This is a genomic window from Paractinoplanes deccanensis (assembly GCF_016862115.1).
GTDB classification, from domain to species: Bacteria; Actinomycetota; Actinomycetes; order Mycobacteriales; family Micromonosporaceae; genus Actinoplanes; species Actinoplanes deccanensis.
This window is the reverse complement of sequence record NZ_BOMI01000192.1, coordinates 1-14,297: the sequence shown is the minus strand read 5'-3', so window position 1 is coordinate 14,297 and position 14,297 is coordinate 1. Positions and strand designations below refer to the sequence as shown.

General features: G+C 70.6%; 14 protein-coding genes, 1 tRNA gene and 1 pseudogene. 11 read left to right on the top strand and 5 right to left on the bottom strand.

The window, feature by feature from the left end; translation table 11 throughout:
- Positions 1–19 precede the first annotated feature (19 nt).
- The 5 genes and pseudogenes from Ade02nite_RS45515 to Ade02nite_RS45490 all read left to right on the top strand — a co-directional run bounded on the left by Ade02nite_RS45515 (position 20) and on the right by Ade02nite_RS45490 (position 5,874).
- On the top strand, positions 20–952 hold the full coding sequence (locus tag Ade02nite_RS45515) for a ParA family protein (protein ID WP_203777663.1): 933 nt from the start codon (positions 20–22) through the stop codon (positions 950–952).
- 4 nt (positions 953–956) lie between these two features.
- Positions 957–1,625, top strand: a complete 669-nt coding sequence (locus tag Ade02nite_RS45510; protein ID WP_203777662.1) for a zinc metalloprotease — start codon at positions 957–959, stop codon at positions 1,623–1,625.
- Positions 1,626–1,719: 94 nt separating this feature from the next.
- Positions 1,720–2,572: pseudogene (locus Ade02nite_RS45505) on the top strand (segregation and condensation protein A); the annotation flags it as partial.
- A 1,798-nt stretch (positions 2,573–4,370) separates the two neighbouring features.
- Positions 4,371–5,150: an SMC-Scp complex subunit ScpB gene (gene scpB, locus Ade02nite_RS45495; protein WP_239169546.1), complete on the top strand. Its 780-nt coding sequence runs from the start codon at positions 4,371–4,373 to the stop codon at positions 5,148–5,150.
- Positions 5,137–5,874 (top strand): pseudouridine synthase, encoded by a 738-nt coding sequence (locus Ade02nite_RS45490; protein WP_203777661.1) that lies wholly within the window; start codon positions 5,137–5,139, stop codon positions 5,872–5,874. Before scpB ends, Ade02nite_RS45490 begins: the two co-directional genes overlap by 14 nt.
- 368 nt (positions 5,875–6,242) lie before the next feature.
- Here Ade02nite_RS45490 and Ade02nite_RS45485 read toward each other — a convergent pair whose 3' ends face one another.
- The 4 genes from Ade02nite_RS45485 to Ade02nite_RS45470 all read right to left on the bottom strand — a co-directional run bounded on the left by Ade02nite_RS45485 (position 6,243) and on the right by Ade02nite_RS45470 (position 8,833).
- The gene (locus tag Ade02nite_RS45485) at positions 6,243–6,482 is read right to left on the bottom strand and encodes a hypothetical protein (RefSeq protein WP_203777707.1); all 240 of its coding nucleotides are present in this window, start codon (positions 6,480–6,482) and stop codon (positions 6,243–6,245) included.
- A gap of 313 nt (positions 6,483–6,795) precedes the next feature.
- Positions 6,796–7,257, bottom strand: a complete 462-nt coding sequence (locus Ade02nite_RS45480; protein WP_203777660.1) for a MarR family winged helix-turn-helix transcriptional regulator — start codon at positions 7,255–7,257, stop codon at positions 6,796–6,798.
- Positions 7,254–7,880, bottom strand: a complete 627-nt coding sequence (locus Ade02nite_RS45475) for a hypothetical protein (RefSeq protein ID WP_203777659.1) — start codon at positions 7,878–7,880, stop codon at positions 7,254–7,256. Before Ade02nite_RS45475 ends, Ade02nite_RS45480 begins: the two co-directional genes overlap by 4 nt.
- Positions 7,877–8,833 carry an NADP-dependent oxidoreductase gene (locus Ade02nite_RS45470; protein WP_203777658.1) on the bottom strand — a complete coding sequence of 319 codons (957 nt, stop codon included), beginning with the start codon at positions 8,831–8,833 and terminating at the stop codon, positions 7,877–7,879. The genes Ade02nite_RS45475 and Ade02nite_RS45470 overlap by 4 nt, the downstream gene beginning before the upstream one ends.
- A 290-nt stretch (positions 8,834–9,123) precedes the next feature.
- On the opposite strand from Ade02nite_RS45470, the gene Ade02nite_RS45465 reads away from it, so the two are divergent.
- Positions 9,124–9,720, top strand: coding sequence for a TetR/AcrR family transcriptional regulator (locus Ade02nite_RS45465; protein WP_203777702.1), 597 nt, complete (start codon positions 9,124–9,126; stop codon positions 9,718–9,720).
- A 126-nt stretch (positions 9,721–9,846) separates the two neighbouring features.
- On the top strand, positions 9,847–10,353 hold the full coding sequence (locus Ade02nite_RS45460) for a DUF6245 family protein (protein WP_203777657.1): 507 nt from the start codon (positions 9,847–9,849) through the stop codon (positions 10,351–10,353).
- Here the strand turns inward: Ade02nite_RS45460 and Ade02nite_RS45455 are convergent.
- Positions 10,350–11,006, bottom strand: a complete 657-nt coding sequence (locus Ade02nite_RS45455) for an enoyl-CoA hydratase-related protein (protein ID WP_203777656.1) — start codon at positions 11,004–11,006, stop codon at positions 10,350–10,352. The two genes, Ade02nite_RS45460 and Ade02nite_RS45455, sit on opposite strands and share 4 nt — an antisense overlap.
- Positions 11,007–11,232: 226 nt before the next feature.
- Between Ade02nite_RS45455 and cmk the strand changes: the two genes are divergently transcribed.
- The 4 genes from cmk to Ade02nite_RS45435 all read left to right on the top strand — a co-directional run.
- Positions 11,233–11,916, top strand: a complete 684-nt coding sequence (gene cmk / locus Ade02nite_RS45450; protein WP_239169538.1) for a (d)CMP kinase — start codon at positions 11,233–11,235, stop codon at positions 11,914–11,916.
- Positions 11,913–13,298: a ribosome biogenesis GTPase Der gene (der, locus tag Ade02nite_RS45445; protein ID WP_239169537.1), complete on the top strand. Its 1,386-nt coding sequence runs from the start codon at positions 11,913–11,915 to the stop codon at positions 13,296–13,298. The genes cmk and der overlap by 4 nt, the downstream gene beginning before the upstream one ends.
- A gap of 50 nt (positions 13,299–13,348) precedes the next feature.
- Positions 13,349–13,425 (top strand) — tRNA-Pro (locus tag Ade02nite_RS45440).
- A gap of 168 nt (positions 13,426–13,593) precedes the next feature.
- On the top strand, positions 13,594–14,297 hold a 704-nt coding region (locus Ade02nite_RS45435), incomplete at its 3' end, for an Arm DNA-binding domain-containing protein (RefSeq protein ID WP_203777654.1).

Sequence of the window (14,297 nt, the reverse complement as noted above, 5' to 3'; positions counted from 1 at the left end):
GTCGGGAGGGGGCGAAGGCATGGCGGGGAACGGCGACCGGGCGGAGGCCTGGACCTCGACGCTCCGAGAGCAGCAGAGCTCTCTCGACCTCGGCGCCGACCTGGGCCCGGCCGACCCGACGGCGTACACGATGCGCCGTCCGATCCCCGAGCCGATGCCGACCGACCGGCACGGCCCCGCGCGGATCATCGCCCTGGCCAACCAGAAGGGCGGCGTCGGCAAGACCACCACCACGATCAACCTGGGCGCGGCGCTCGCCGAGTACGGCCGCAAGGTCCTGCTCGTCGACTTCGACCCCCAGGGCGCCTGCTCGGTGGGCCTCGGCGTCAACCCGCACAACCTCGACCTGAGCGTCTACAACCTGCTCATGCAGGACGACGTCGCCACCGAGGACGTCATCATCAAGACCGATGTGGCCGGCCTGCACCTGCTGCCCGCCAACATCGACCTCTCCGCGGCCGAGATCCAGCTGGTCAACGAGGTCGCCCGCGAGATGGCCCTCGCCCGGGCGCTGCGCTCGGTCCGCAAGGAGTACGACTTCATCCTGATCGACTGCCAGCCCTCGCTGGGCCTGCTGGCGATCAACGCGCTGACCATCGCGCACGGCGTGCTCATCCCGCTGGAGTGCGAGTTCTTCTCGCTGCGCGGCGTGGCGCTGCTGCTCGACACGATCGACAAGGTGCGCGAGCGGCTCAACTTCGACCTCGAGCTCGAGGGCATCCTCGCGACCATGTACGACAGCCGCACCACCCACTGCCGCCAGGTGCTCCAGCGGGTCGTGGAGGCGTTCGGCGACAAGGTCTACCAGACGGTCATCACCAAGACGGTGAAGTTCCCCGAGTCCACGGTGGCCGGCGCGCCGATCCTCACCCTCGACCCGGCCTCCTCCGGCGCCCGCAACTACCGCCAGCTCGCCCGCGAGGTCATCGCCGCCAAGGCGGAGCGCGGCTGACAAGGTGCTCTACGCGCTCGGTGAGCCGGTGGCGTTCGTCGCCCTGGTCGTCTCCTTCCTGCTCGGCCTGGTGCTGCGTGCCCTCGCCATCCGCTTGACGTCCCGCTCGCTGGGCCTGTCCGACCGCCGCGAGTCGATCACCCCGCGGCTGCGCGAGGACGTCGACCCGTTCGGCGCGGTCGCGGCGGCGATCGGCGGCATGGGCTGGGGCAAGATGCTCTCGGTCGACGAGGTGCCGCGATGGCGCGGGCGCGGCCGGGCGGTGGCGGTGTTCCTGTCCGGGCCGCTGGTGTGCATCGTGGCGTCGCAACTGCTGATGCTGGCCTACTCGCTGGCGTACCCGGAGAACTTCCTGGCCTTCATCGGGCCGGCCGACGTGCTGCTCGGCATCGACCTGCCGGTGGGGGAGCAGGTGCTGCTGTCGCTCGCGGTGGGGCTGCTCTGCTTCGGCATCCTGGCGATCATCCCGATCCCGCCGCTGGACGGGTTCGGCGCGCTCTACTCGGCGCTGCGCACGCCCGGCAACGGCATGCAGTGGATGCGCCTGTGGTTCGAGGACAAGAACATCGGCGTCCTGGTGCTGCTGATCCTCTGCCTGTTCCCGTTCGGGGCGCCGTTCCTGCTGCGCATCCTCGACGCGCTCGGCCTGGTCTTCGTACGCCTCTGGGGTTGATCTTTGCCCGCCTCCGCGCCGTTTGTGGATTTGTCCCGTTTAACCGGTACGGAGCGGAAGGGGCGCGGTGAGCACTGAGCAAGTTGTCGTACCGGTGGTCTACGGTCAGCAGGTGCCTGAAGAGCCTGTCTCCCCGCTCTCGCCCGAGGAAGTCGCGGCCGCCGACGACTCGGGCAAGTTCCTGGTGCGGCTCGACAACTTCACCGGGCCGTTCGACCTGCTGCTCCAGCTGATCGGCAAGCACAAGCTCGACGTCACCGAGGTCGCGCTCCACCAGGTCACCGACGACTTCATCGCCTACATCCGGGCCATGGGCGACGACTGGGACCTCGGCGAGGCCAGCGAGTTCCTGCTCGTGGCGGCCACCCTGCTCGACCTCAAGGCGGCCCGCCTCCTGCCGGCCGCCGACGTCGAGGACGAGGAGGACCTGGCCCTGCTCGAGGCGCGCGACCTGCTCTTCGCCCGGCTCCTGCAATACAAGGCCTTCAAGGAGGCCGCGGCCCACATCGCCGAGCTCGAGCTCACCGGCGGCAAGCGCTGGCCCCGGGCCGTCTCGATGGAGCCGCGGTACGCGGAGGCGCTCCCCGACCTGGTCCTCGGCATCGGCCCCGAGCGGCTGTTCAAGCTGGCCCTCAAGCAGTTCGTGCCCAAGCCCGGCCCGCCCCAGGTCTCGATCGCCCATATCCACCAGGTGCGCGTCAGCGTCCGCGAACACGCGGCCCTGCTCCGCGATCGCCTCCGCCGGGCGGGCTCGGCCACGTTCACCCTGCTGGTGGCCGACTGCGACAACACGCTCGAGGTGGTGGCCCGGTTCCTGGCGCTGCTCGAGCTCTACCGCGAGGGCCTGATCGACTTCGACCAGCCGGTGTCGCTCGACGAGCTGACGGTCCGCTGGATCGGCGGGGACGCCCCCGACATCGAACTCGACATCGACGACTACGAGGGCACCAAGCCGGCGGAGGGCGAGGAGGCGCCGCCGAAGGCAGGCCAGGCGTCGTCAGATCCGGAGAGCGCGGACGTCGTGGACGGCGCCGAGCTGCCCGACGGCGCGTTCCCTGCCGATGCGGAGTTTTCCGACATTTCCGAGCCTTCGTCGGGGTCGGTCGGCGGCTCCGAGCCTTCTGGCTCCGGGGAGTCCGACATCTCCGAGTCGATGATCGAGCCTCGGTCTTCCGCGCCTCATGACTTCGGCTCGGCGGAGTCTGTCTCCTTGCTCGGGTCGTTCGGTGGGCCGGATCCTGCCTCGCCGTCCGTCGCGCCGGGCGGTGTGCCGAGCCCAGATTCTGCCTCGCCGTCCGTCGCGGCGGGCGGTGTGCGGAGCCCAGATTCTGCCTTGCCGTCCGTCGCGGCGGGCGGTGTGCGGAGCCCAGATTCTGCCTTGCCGTCCGTCGCGCCGGGCGGTGCGCCGAACCCAGATTCTGCCTCGCCGTCCGTCGCCCTGGACGGTGCGCCGAACCCAGGCTCGGACATAAGCGATATGTCGGTTAAGGGCGCTCCGCCGCTTGAATCCGACGATGCCTGGCGCGGCTCCGGGCCGATGATGAACGGCGGCGTCGGTGGTGCTGGGCGGGACGAGAGGGGCGTCGGGCGGGACGAGAGTGGCGTCGTTGGTGCCGGGCGGGGCGAGAGTGGTGTTGGTGGCGGTGGGCCCGATGTGGCGCAGTCGGCGGATTCGGCCGGGGCTGAATCGGGGAAGGGCGAGGCGGGCCGACTTGACGTCGGCGGTCCAGGCGATGATCTTGGGGGGGTAGACGACGAGGCGGAGGGACGATCGTGAGCAGCGAGGAGCAGCCGGAATCGCTTGCGGCTCAGGCTGCCGCCTGGGTGCCGCCGTGGGAGCGGGCGCAGCGGTCGCCGGATCGCAAGTTCCAGTCCGAGGCCGAGGACGAGGCGCGCCCGGAGCGGGACGGTGTCGAAGGGCCGGCTTCGGGTCACGGTGATGACGAGTCCGTCGGCTCCGATCGCGACGAGACCGACGGTTCCGGCGAGGCTGAGGCGGGGGGTCGTTACTGGTCGGCGGCCACGCCTACGTCGTCGAGCGGGGACGACGGCGGTGATGACTTCTCGGGCGCGCATCCTGTCGGCTCGGGGTCGGGTCTGGGCGATCCGGGGGCTTTTGGTGACCGAGAGTCTGCGGGGTCAGGGCTGGGCGATCCGGGGGCTTTTGGTGACCGAGAGTCTGCGGGGTCAGGGCTGGGCGGTCCGGGAGTTCTTGGTGACCGGGAGCGTGCGGGGTCGGGGCTGGGCGGTCCGGGAGTTCTTGGTGACCGGGAGCGTGCGGGGTCGGGCCTGGGCGGTCCGGGGGCTCTTGGCGGCCTGGAGCGTGCCGAGTCGGGGCCGGTCGGGCAGGGGGGCGGGGCCTCGGACAACCGGCAGCTGGGGGATGACGGGGACGAGCTCGAAGAGGCGGGGCTCGACTCGGATGACGACTTCGACCCGGCTTTCGAGGGGGTGAACCCGGCGACGGAGGCGCCGGCCCTGGGGGAGGCCGGCGAGGACGAGGTCGCGGTTGACGCGCCCGCTGGTGGGGTGGGTGCCGATCCCGTTGAGGTCTCGCCTGGGCCTGAGCTGCCGTTGCCTGAGTCGATCGAGGATGCCGTTGAGGCGGAGGTCCAGGACGACGACGGGGCGCCGGTGGATGCGCCGCTGCCGGAGGACGGGGACGACGCGGGGGACGTTTTCGACGCGGCGGCCGATGATGACGTCAGCGATGACGGGGAGAACGATCTGCCGTTCGCGGACGAGGTGCCGGAGGACGCGGGGCAGGACGACGACGATGACGTCTCGGACGACGACGATTTTGCCGGCGCCGGGGCGGATGACGATGACGAGCCGCGGGAGGCTGCGGCCGAGCGGAGCGAGGGGGCTGCCGTCGCGGCGGCGGTGCCCGGGCAGGCGAGCCGCCAGGCCCGGGACGGTGCTGCTGCGGTTGGGGGCGCGGCGACCCGTACAAATGATGATGATCTTCCGGGGTTGAGTGACGACGCGGAGCTGGCGGCGGCGCTTGAGGCGATCATGTTGGTCGTGGATGAGCCGGTGGCGGAGATGCAGCTGGCGCAGATCCTGGAGCAGCCGACCGAGCGGGTCGGGGCGATGCTGGAAGATCTGTCGGCGCGGTACACGGCGGCTGGGCACGGGTTCGACCTGCGGCGCGTGGCGGGTGGCTGGCGTCTCTACACGCGGCCGGAATACGCGGCGTACGTGGAGCGGTTCGTTCTCGACGGGCAGTCCGTTCGGCTGACCCAGGCGGCGCTGGAAACACTGGCCGTAGTCGCCTACAAGCAGCCGGTGACCCGGTCGCGCATCTCCGCCATCCGCGGTGTGAACTGCGACGGGGTCATGCGTACGCTTGTGACGCGCGGCCTGATCGAGGAATGCGGCACGGAGAGCGAAACCGGGGCACACCTGTATCGCACGACGGCGCTTTTCCTGGAAAAACTGGGTCTCAACTCGGTCGACCAGTTGCCGCCGCTCGCTCCGTTCCTGCCCGACGACGTGGAAGAAGTGCTCGATGCCTCAGGCTGACACCGCCGAACGCCTCCAGAAAGTGCTGGCGGCCGCCGGTGTTGGATCCCGCCGCGCCTGCGAAGACCTGATCTTCCGCCGGCGCGTGACGGTCAACGGCAAGATCGCCAAGCTCGGCGACAAGGCCGACCCCAACACGGACGAGATCCGTGTCGACGGGCAGCGGATCATCACCGACACCAAGCTGGTCTACCTCGCCATGAACAAGCCCCGCGGCGTGGTGTCGTCCCTCGACGACGAGAAGGGCCGCACCGAGCTCGCCGACTTCCTCGGCCAGTTCGAGCAGCGCCTCTACCACGTCGGCCGCCTCGACGCGGACAGCGAGGGCCTGCTGCTGATCACCAACGACGGCGAACTGACCAACAAGCTGACCCACCCCAAGTACGGCATCCAGAAGACGTACCTGGCCGAGGTCATCAACGGCCCGCTGTCGCGCAACGTCGGCCGCAACCTGCTCGCCGGCGTCGAGCTCGAGGACGGCCCCGCGAAGGCGGACGCGTTCAAGCTCGTCGGCGCCCTCGGCAAGACGGCCCAGGTCGAGATCACCCTGCACGAGGGCCGCAAGCACATCGTGCGCCGCATGATGGACGCGGTCGGCCACCCGGTCACCAGGCTGGTCCGCACGTCGGTCGGGCCGATCCGGCTCGGCGACCTGCGGCCGGGCGGTTTCCGGCATCTGTCGAACGCTGAGGTCGCCGCCCTGTTCAAGGCCGTCGGCGACTAGGTTCGCGGGGCGCTGCCTAGCACAGAGTTCGGCGGGCGCGCGGTTTCCACAGTCCGGCTCGTCCACAGCCCGCGCGGCCTGGTTTCGGCGGTGGAGCGTCAGCGACACGTTCGGGCTCGTCGGCTCGGGGACCTGGTGCCCGGCTGCGCGCCGCCGCCGACGATGCTCCAAGCTCCGGATCCTGTGTCGTCCGGCCCGGAGCAGGGGCTGTCGAGCCGGATTGACCGCCGCCCGTGGAAGCGCCGCGCACTACGCCGAAGCGTCGAGCTGATGGCCGTACCGAGAGATCCCCACACCACGTCGAGATCGGGATTGCGCCTGTCCCCGGCATGGTCGGGCGGGGACAGGCGCATCGTTGTGGTGGGGCTTCACTCCGGGCGGTAGTTGGGGGAGTCGCCGGCCAGGCTGCGGGAGTCGTAGCCGGAGCGGTCCGCTGTGCCGCCGCCCTTTTCGCCGGTGCGGTCCTCGGGGGCTCGGTCGGCTCGGTCGTCGGATGTGGTGCCCGGGTCCACCGAGTGACCGGGTGGGCGTAGCGACGCCTCGTACGCGGTGGTGCCGTCGGGCTCGTCGCCCTGGCGGATGTCTATGCGGTGTGGTTGGTCCGTCATGATCTCCGGATTCCCCGCGCGGCGGGCAACTAACGGGCATATCTGGCGGGTTGGTGGGCACGCCTCCCTCTTATGAAGCGTGGGCAGTCGGCTGCGGTTGCGGCGTCGAGCGAGTGGGTGGGGGACGACGGTGTCCGGCAGCCCGGTGGTGAGGTGCACGCCTGGCAGGCCGGCACCAATCAGACGCTCTGCGGGCTGGCGTTGAGCCGGACACGGTTGCGCCGGTTTCCGCATGTGCGGTTCGACTTCCGGGCGACCGACGTGATCACGCCGGAGGACGAGGTGCGGCACATCTGCCCGCGGTGTGTGGCGGCTACCTCGCGGCGCGGCGAGCGGAACTGGACCCGGGTGTCGCCGCGGCCGTGATCCGGGCGCGGGATGTGTCGAGCAGCCGGCGCAGGGCGCGGTGGAAGTCGGCGCGTTCGGTGCCGGTCCACGTGGCGGTGAGATCGGCGAAGACGGCTTCCTGCCACGCGTGGGCGGCCTCGAGGAGTTCGGCGCCGGCGGGGGTCACGCTGATCGTGCGGCGGCGGGCGTCCTGGAGTGACGGGGCGGCGGTCAGATAGCCCTCGGCGGTCGCGTGGGCGATCATCCGGGAGGCGCCGGACTGGTCGATGCCGAGCTCGGCGGCCACGTCGTTGACGGTGATCTCACCGAGGCCGCGGAGGGCGTGCACGGCCTCGGTGACCTGGACGTCGCGGCCGCGGTCGGCTTCGGCGGCGGTGCGGCGCGACCAGTGGCGGACGAACTCGAACAGGGTCTGGCCGGCACTCATCGCGGCGGCTCGGCAGTGGCGTCGGGATGCGGCGCCCGGTCGGCGGCGTGATCCGGCCCAGCGGCGGCGTGGCCTGGCCCAGCGGCGGCGTGGCCTGGCTCAGGGGCGGCGTGACCTGGCTCAGGGGCGGCGCGGCTCGGCTCTGCGGTGGCGTGGCCTGGCTCTGCGGTGGCGTGGCCTGGCCCTGCGGCGGCGTCCGTCGGCTTGGGCGGTCGGGCGGCGTCGGTCGGCTGCGGGCCGCCGGTGAGGCGCTCAGCGGGTGTGGAAGTGTCCCCCGAGCCCGCCAATTGCTGGGCGGCGTCGAGGGCCTCTCCGAGACTCGGGTAGCGGAGCACGGCGTCGACGCGGTCGGCGTTGACCCTGAAGACGGTGGCGACGCGGGTCCAGTCGGGGCTGCCGGGCCAGCGTGCCTCCTGCTCGGCGACGGTGATGTGCGCGGTGATCGGGTGGAGGGCGGTCGCGCGGATCTCGATGCCCGAGCGGACGATCCACTCCGCGAACTCGTCGCGGGTGATGGGGGCGGTGCCTCGGGGGCCGCTCACCAGGACCGGGTCGGTGACGGTCCGGCGGGCGGCCTCGAGGTCACCGTCGTTGACGGCTTGGTGCCAGCGGTCGATGGTCACCCGTTCATTGTATGCGTATCGCATACGTTGACGACCAGCTTGCCGACCGTGTGCTTGCGGGCGAAGTCGGTCAGGGCGCGCACACCCTCGTCGAGCGAGTAACGGGCGCTGATGTACGGCGTGAGCGCCGCCACCTCGCGCATGCCGCCCAGGTCGCCGTCCACGTCCAGGACGAGCTCGAAGCGGATGTCGTCGCGGTCGATCATGTCGGGGCTCGGGGGCGGGAACGTGATCGTGAAGAGCCGGCCGCCGGGCTTCAGGGTGCGCGCGGCGTCGCGGAGCTGGTCGGTGGGGCGTACCAGATTGAGAACGAGATCGACGCCGGCCGGGTAGTCGTCGTAGCCGATCACCTCGCTGGCGCCGAGCCGGAGCAGCAGGTCCGCGTCGCCGGGGTGGCCCGTGGCGATCACGCGCGTGTGGCGCAGCAGCGGCAGCAGCGTGGTGCCGACGCCGCCGGTAGCGCCGATGACCAGGACCGTCTCGCCGGGCTTCGGCTCGGCGGGGGCGATCAGCGCGTGCGCGGTCAGGCCGACGGTGGGCAGCGCGGCGGCGGTGACGACGTCGAGCTCGGGCGGGCGGTGCGCGATGAACGGCGTGCCGGCCTCGAAAACCGCGTACTCGGCCAGCGTCCCGGTCGTCACCGAAGGCCGTTTCGCGCCGGCCAGCGCTCCGAGGGCGCGCGGGACCGAGTGGCCAAAAACCTCATTCCCGATGTCGTACGCCGTCACGCCGTCACCAACCGCAGTGACCGTGCCCGCGAAGTCGTTGCCGAGAACATGCGGGAACGTCAGCGGTACGGGATAGGCGCCGCTGGGGATGACGAGGTCGCCGGGATTGAGCGAAGCGGCGGCGATCCGCACCTGGATCTGACCCGGACCGGCCTGCGGAACGGGAACGTCGGCGAGCTCGAAGCCCTCGGGCGGGCCGAAGTCGCGGGCAACGATGGCTTTCATGGCATCTCCTCAAAAGCGACAAAAAGGGAGGTCGGGGTGGGGCAGTGGGGGATCGCGAGCGGGGAGCGTTGGAGCGGGAGGGGTGGGCGGGGAGCGTTGGAGCGGGAGGGGTGGGCGGGGACCCGTTGGAGCGGGGTGGTGCGCGGGGATCGGCGGAGCGGGATCGGCGGAGCGGGGAGCGTTGGGGCGGCGGGGCAGGGAGCGGCGGTGCGGAGGCGGCCTTAACCGGACCGTGCGGTCACGTTAGAGCCAAACGGACCGGGCGGTCAACTTGTTAAGCTGGGCTCGTGATGAGGGAGGGCGCCGAGCGGCCGTTGCGGGCGGACGCGGCGCGCAACCGTTCGTCGTTGTTGGCCGCGGCGGCGCGGGAGTTCGCCGAGCGCGGCCCGGACGCCTCGGTGGCCGACATCGCGCGGCGCGCCGGCATCGGCAAGGGCACCGTGTTCCGGCACTTCCCGACCAAGGAAGACCTGCTCGCCGCGGTGGTGCTCGACCGGATCGAGGACCTCGCCGCCCTGGCCGCGCGGCTGGCGAACGCGGACGACGCTGGGGCCGCGCTGCTGGAGTTCATGGACGAGGCCGCGGGCCGGCAGCAGCAGCTCGACCTGTCGTTCCTGCGCGAGTCGGGCGAGGTCAACGAGCGGCTGGCGGGAGCCCGCGAGCGGCTGTTCGCGGCGATCATCGCGCTGGTCGAGCGGGCTCAGGCGGCGGGAGCCGTACGCGGCGACATCTCAGGCATGGACGTCATCCTGCTGATGTGCGCCCCGAACCACGTGGTCAGCTTCGTGCCCGACGCGCCGCCGGATCTGTGGCGGCGCTACCTCGGCATCATCTTCGACGGCCTGCGGCCCGAGGGAGCGCGACCCCTGCCGCATCCGGCGCCTTGAGGCGGCCTGTGCCCATCCGGCGCCTTGAAGCGGCCTGTGCCCGGAAGGGCGCGGCCGCTGTCATATCCGGTTCCGTGATCCGCGTGGCGTCCCGCGTTCGGTGACTTCCGTCGATACCTTTGCCGGATGGAGTCCGAACAGCGACTCGCCGCGGCCCTGGAAGCCCTCGGCATCGAGCCGGATACCGACGGCCTCACCGACACGAACGCGCGGCGCGCCTGGTTCGCGAGCGCGCTGCTGGGCGCGGCGCAGGCCGAGGCGATGGCCGCCGACGCGCTCATCATGAGCCGCGAGGCCCGGTACGCGCTCTGGCAGCGCCAGCTCATCGCGTCCGGCTCGATCGAGGATCCGGACGCGCTGGTGCAGTGGCAGGTCCGCCGGGCGTGCGCGCCGCTGCCCGCGATGGCGCAGGAGAACCGCACGGACCCCGTCCCGCTCGCGGCGGCGCAGGCAGCCGAGGGACTTCAGATGCTGCTGACGGTCGGCGCCGCCACGCGCGGAGCGGTGGAGCAGGGCGACGTGAAGCGGCTCGCCGCCCAGGCCGGGCGCCTGCGGGAGGCGCGCAAGGTGCTGCAAGCGGCGCTGGACAACACCGACGACCTGCTTGAGATGTTGCGCTCGGTGGACCTTTAGAAGTCGCTCAGGGCCGCGAGCACGGAGGCGTACATCCTGGTCTTGATGGTCTCGAGGGTCGGGCCGGCCTTGGCGGCGTGCGCCTCGGCGAGCGCGATGGCGGCGCCGCGGACCTCGGACTCGGCCACCGCGCTGTCGACGATCTGGCGGGCGTGCGCCTCCTCGCCGCCGAAACGGCGGGCGGTGACCATGGCCTCGTGCGCCGTCTGCGGGGTCAGGCGCGCCTGGATGAGCGCGGACATGCCGGGCGTGAACGGGATGTTGATGTCGGCCTCGGGCAGGCACCAGAAGCCCCGGTCGGCACGCATGACGCGGAAGTCGTGCGCCAGCGAGAGCATGGCGCCGGCCGCGAAGGTGTGACCCTGGAGGGCGGCGACCGTGACGAACGGGAAGCTGAGGACCCGGGCGAGCAGGGCGTGCACGCGGGCGCCGTAGGCCGCGAACTCGTCCGGGTGCTCGAAGAGCCACTCGAGGTCGAGGCCGTTCGACCAGAACTTGCCGGTGGCGGCGGTGACCAGCGCGCGCGGGCCGTCGCCCTTGGCCACCTCGTCGAGCAGCGCGTTCACCTCGGTGAGCCAGTCGGGGTGGAAGCGGTTCTCGCCGTCGCCGAGATCGAGGACGTGGACGGAGTCGAGTCTTTCCAGAGTTGGCACGGTGGGCTCCCCTCGTAGCTACTGCTCGGTAACATACCGCCGGCTCGCGTTGCAGGACAGCCCGGCAGCCGCGGCAGAGGGATCGGGACGGCAGCTAGCCGGGCCTGTCGCACGGGACCTTGCGGAATCCCGTACCAAATGGGTTGTCACCAACCCTGATTCGTCGGCGGTCCGTGCTCCGGGCACAATGGGAGGGTTGGTCGGGCGGGCAAACCCTGGAGGAACGGTGGCGGAAGAAGTACGGCCGGAAAAGTGTGTGGTCGCGGTCGACGGCCCGTCCGGATCCGGCAAGTCCACCGTTTCCCGGCGGCTGGCGGCGGCGATCGACGGTGTCTACCTCGACACCGGCGCCATGTACCGGGCCGTGACCTGGGCTGTCCTGCAGGCCGGGGCGGACCTCGCGGACCAGGACGCGATCGCGAAGGTCGCGCTGGAGACCGAGCTGTCGATCGGGACCGACCCGTCCGCGCCCCATTTCGCCGCAAATGGGGTCAATGTCGACGCGCCCATCCGAGGTGTCGAGGTCACCCAGGCCGTCTCCGCGGTCGCTGCGGTCCCTGCCGTACGCCGGCACCTCGTCGCGCTCCAGCGGGCGATCATCACCGGCCACCCCCGGATCATCGTCGAGGGCCGTGACATCGCGTCGGTCGTCGCGCCGGACGCGGACCTGAAGGTCTACCTGACGGCCTCGTCGGCGGCCCGCGCCCAGCGGCGCAGCGCCGAGGACGCCACCTCCGACGTCGCCGCCACCGAGGCGTCGCTGCTCCGCCGCGACAAGCTCGACTCGTCCCGCGCGGCCGACCCGCTGCGCCAGGCGGACGACGCCGTCGAGGTCGACACGACCGAGATCGGCATCGACGAGGTCGTCGCGTACCTTTTGAATCTTTTGAACAGCAAGGTGAAGTCGTGAGTGACTTTCCCGCGGAGCTTCTCTCCGTGGATGTCCCGGCCGGTCCCGTGCCCGTGGTGGCCGTCGTCGGCAGGCCCAACGTAGGCAAGTCCACCCTGGTCAACCGCATCATCGGCCGCCGCCAGGCCGTCGTCGAGGACGTTCCGGGCGTGACCCGCGACCGCGTGCCCTACGACGCCCAGTGGAACGGCCGGCGCTTCACGGTCGTCGACACCGGCGGCTGGGAGCCCGACGCGAAGGACCGCGCGGCCGCCATCGCGAAGCAGGCCGAGCTGGCCGTGCAGACCGCCGACGTGGTCGTCTTCGTGGTCGACGTCTCGGTCGGCGCCACCGACGTCGACGAGGCCGCCGTCAAGATGCTGCGCCGCTCGCACAAGCCGGTGATCCTGGTCGCCAACAAGGCGGACAACCAGAACCTCGAGATGGAGGCGGTGTCCCTCTGGTCCCTGGGCCTGGGCGAACCACATCCGATCTCGGCCCTGCACGGCCGCGGCTCCGGCGACCTGCTCGACGACATCCTGTCGGCCCTGCCCGACCCGCCCCCCATCGTCGAGGACGGCCCGCGCGGCCCCCGCCGCGTGGCGCTGGTGGGCCGCCCCAACGTGGGCAAGTCGTCCCTGCTCAACCGCGTGTCCAAGGAGGAGCGCGCCGTCGTCGACTCGGTGGCCGGCACCACCGTCGACCCGGTCGACAGCCTCGTCGAGATGGACGGCGAGGTCTGGCAGTTCGTCGACACGGCAGGACTTCGCAAAAGAGTCAACCAGGCTTCCGGTACGGAGTACTACGCGTCCCTGCGCACCGCCGGCGCCGTCGAAGCCGCCGAGGTGGCCGTAGTCCTGCTGGACGCCGCCGAGCCGATCAGCGAGCAGGACCAGCGCGTGCTCACGCAGGTCGTCGAGGCCGGCCGTGCCCTGGTGATCGCCTTCAACAAGTGGGACCTGGTCGACGCGGACCGCCGCTTCTACCTGGACAAGGAGATCGACCGCGAGCTGAAGCGCATCCCGTGGGCCATTCGGGTGAACATCTCGGCGAAGACGGGGCGCGCGGTCGACAAGCTCGCTCCGGCCCTGCGCCGTGCGCTGGCTTCGTGGGAGCAGCGGATTCCCACCGGCGCCTTGAACCAGTGGCTGACGGCTTTGACCCAGGCCACCCCCCATCCGGTACGAGGGGGGCGCGCGCCGCGGATCCTGTTCGCGACGCAGGCCGGGGTGGCGCCGCCGCGCTTCGTCCTCTTTACGACCGGGCCGCTGGACGCTGGCTACCAGCGGTTCGTGGAGCGCAAGCTGCGCGAGGAGTTCGGCTTCGAGGGGTCGCCCGTCGAGATCTCCGTGAAACCCCGGAAGAAGACGGGGCCTGGGGGGCGGGGTAAGGCTCATGGGTAGGGCTTGGTAAGCTTTCGGAGTTGCCGCGCGGTGTTGGTGCCAGGTGGCGGCGGGCTGTAGCGCAGCTTGGTAGCGCACTTGACTGGGGGTCAAGGGGTCGCAGGTTCAAATCCTGTCAGCCCGACCAGCTTTTTCAAGCCGTTGGCAAGGACGAAAGTCCTGGTCAGCGGCTTTTTCAATGGACGATCGTCGCTCGACCAAGATCGCCCTAGTGGGTCTTGTGGTCACGGGCGTGGTCACATCGATGGCTACCGTGGATCTCACCTGCTCGATCGTGTGACCACGGGGGATGACCATGACAGTCGGCTCGTACCAACTCTCCAACAAGAAGACCCTCTGGTACTTCGTCATCGACCTGCCTCCCGCTGACGACGGGAAACGGCGTCAGTACAAGCGGCGCGGGTATCCCAGCGAAACGGCGGCCGAGAAAGCGGAAACCGAAGCGCGTAAGGCGTACGGCGAAGCCAGCATCGGCGCCGACGGCAGTGTCGCGGCCGAGCTGAACGGCTGGTTGTCGGAGCGGGAACTCGACATCGAGGAGACCACTCAGGACAACTACCGCAACCTCTTCCGGATGTACGTGTATCCGCACATCGGTGGCCGGCAGCTCTATGACCTCGACAGGCGGGCCGTTCAGGACTTCTACAAGACGCTGCTGAAGGAAGGCGGCGCCAAAAAGAAGCCGTTGTCCCCGACGACCGTCCGGACCGTGCACCGGGTACTAATGAAAGCGTTCCGCGATCTCGGTATCGAGCTCGGTCAGGTGCGGCAGCCACGCCCGGCGGAGCGTGAGGATCAGGGCCGTAAAGGGGTGTGGACGCCGGCGCAGTCGAAGCAGTTCCTCAGGTTCCACCGCGATTCGCGGCTGTATGCGGCGTGGGCGCTCGCGGTGGTCGCCGGTACTCGCCGCGGGGAGATCGCCGGGCTGCGGTGGTCGAAGGTCGATCTTGATAACGGGGTCGTCTACATCCATATCCAGCGGACCATCTGCGGCAATAA

What these genes read in the sequence shown, in the direction of transcription:
- Ade02nite_RS45515 (WP_203777663.1), top strand. Translation starts at nt 20, where the DNA reads ATGGCGGGGAACGGCGACCGGGCGGAGGCCTGGACCTCGACGCTCCGA.
- Ade02nite_RS45490 (WP_203777661.1), top strand. Translation starts at nt 5,137, where the DNA reads ATGCCTCAGGCTGACACCGCCGAACGCCTCCAGAAAGTGCTGGCGGCC.
- Ade02nite_RS45485 (WP_203777707.1), bottom strand. Translation starts at nt 6,482, where the DNA reads ATGACGGACCAACCACACCGCATAGACATCCGCCAGGGCGACGAGCCC.
- Ade02nite_RS45480 (WP_203777660.1), bottom strand. Translation starts at nt 7,257, where the DNA reads ATGAGTGCCGGCCAGACCCTGTTCGAGTTCGTCCGCCACTGGTCGCGC.
- Ade02nite_RS45470 (WP_203777658.1), bottom strand. Translation starts at nt 8,833, where the DNA reads ATGAAAGCCATCGTTGCCCGCGACTTCGGCCCGCCCGAGGGCTTCGAG.
- Ade02nite_RS45465 (WP_203777702.1), top strand. Translation starts at nt 9,124, where the DNA reads ATGAGGGAGGGCGCCGAGCGGCCGTTGCGGGCGGACGCGGCGCGCAAC.
- Ade02nite_RS45460 (WP_203777657.1), top strand. Translation starts at nt 9,847, where the DNA reads ATGGAGTCCGAACAGCGACTCGCCGCGGCCCTGGAAGCCCTCGGCATC.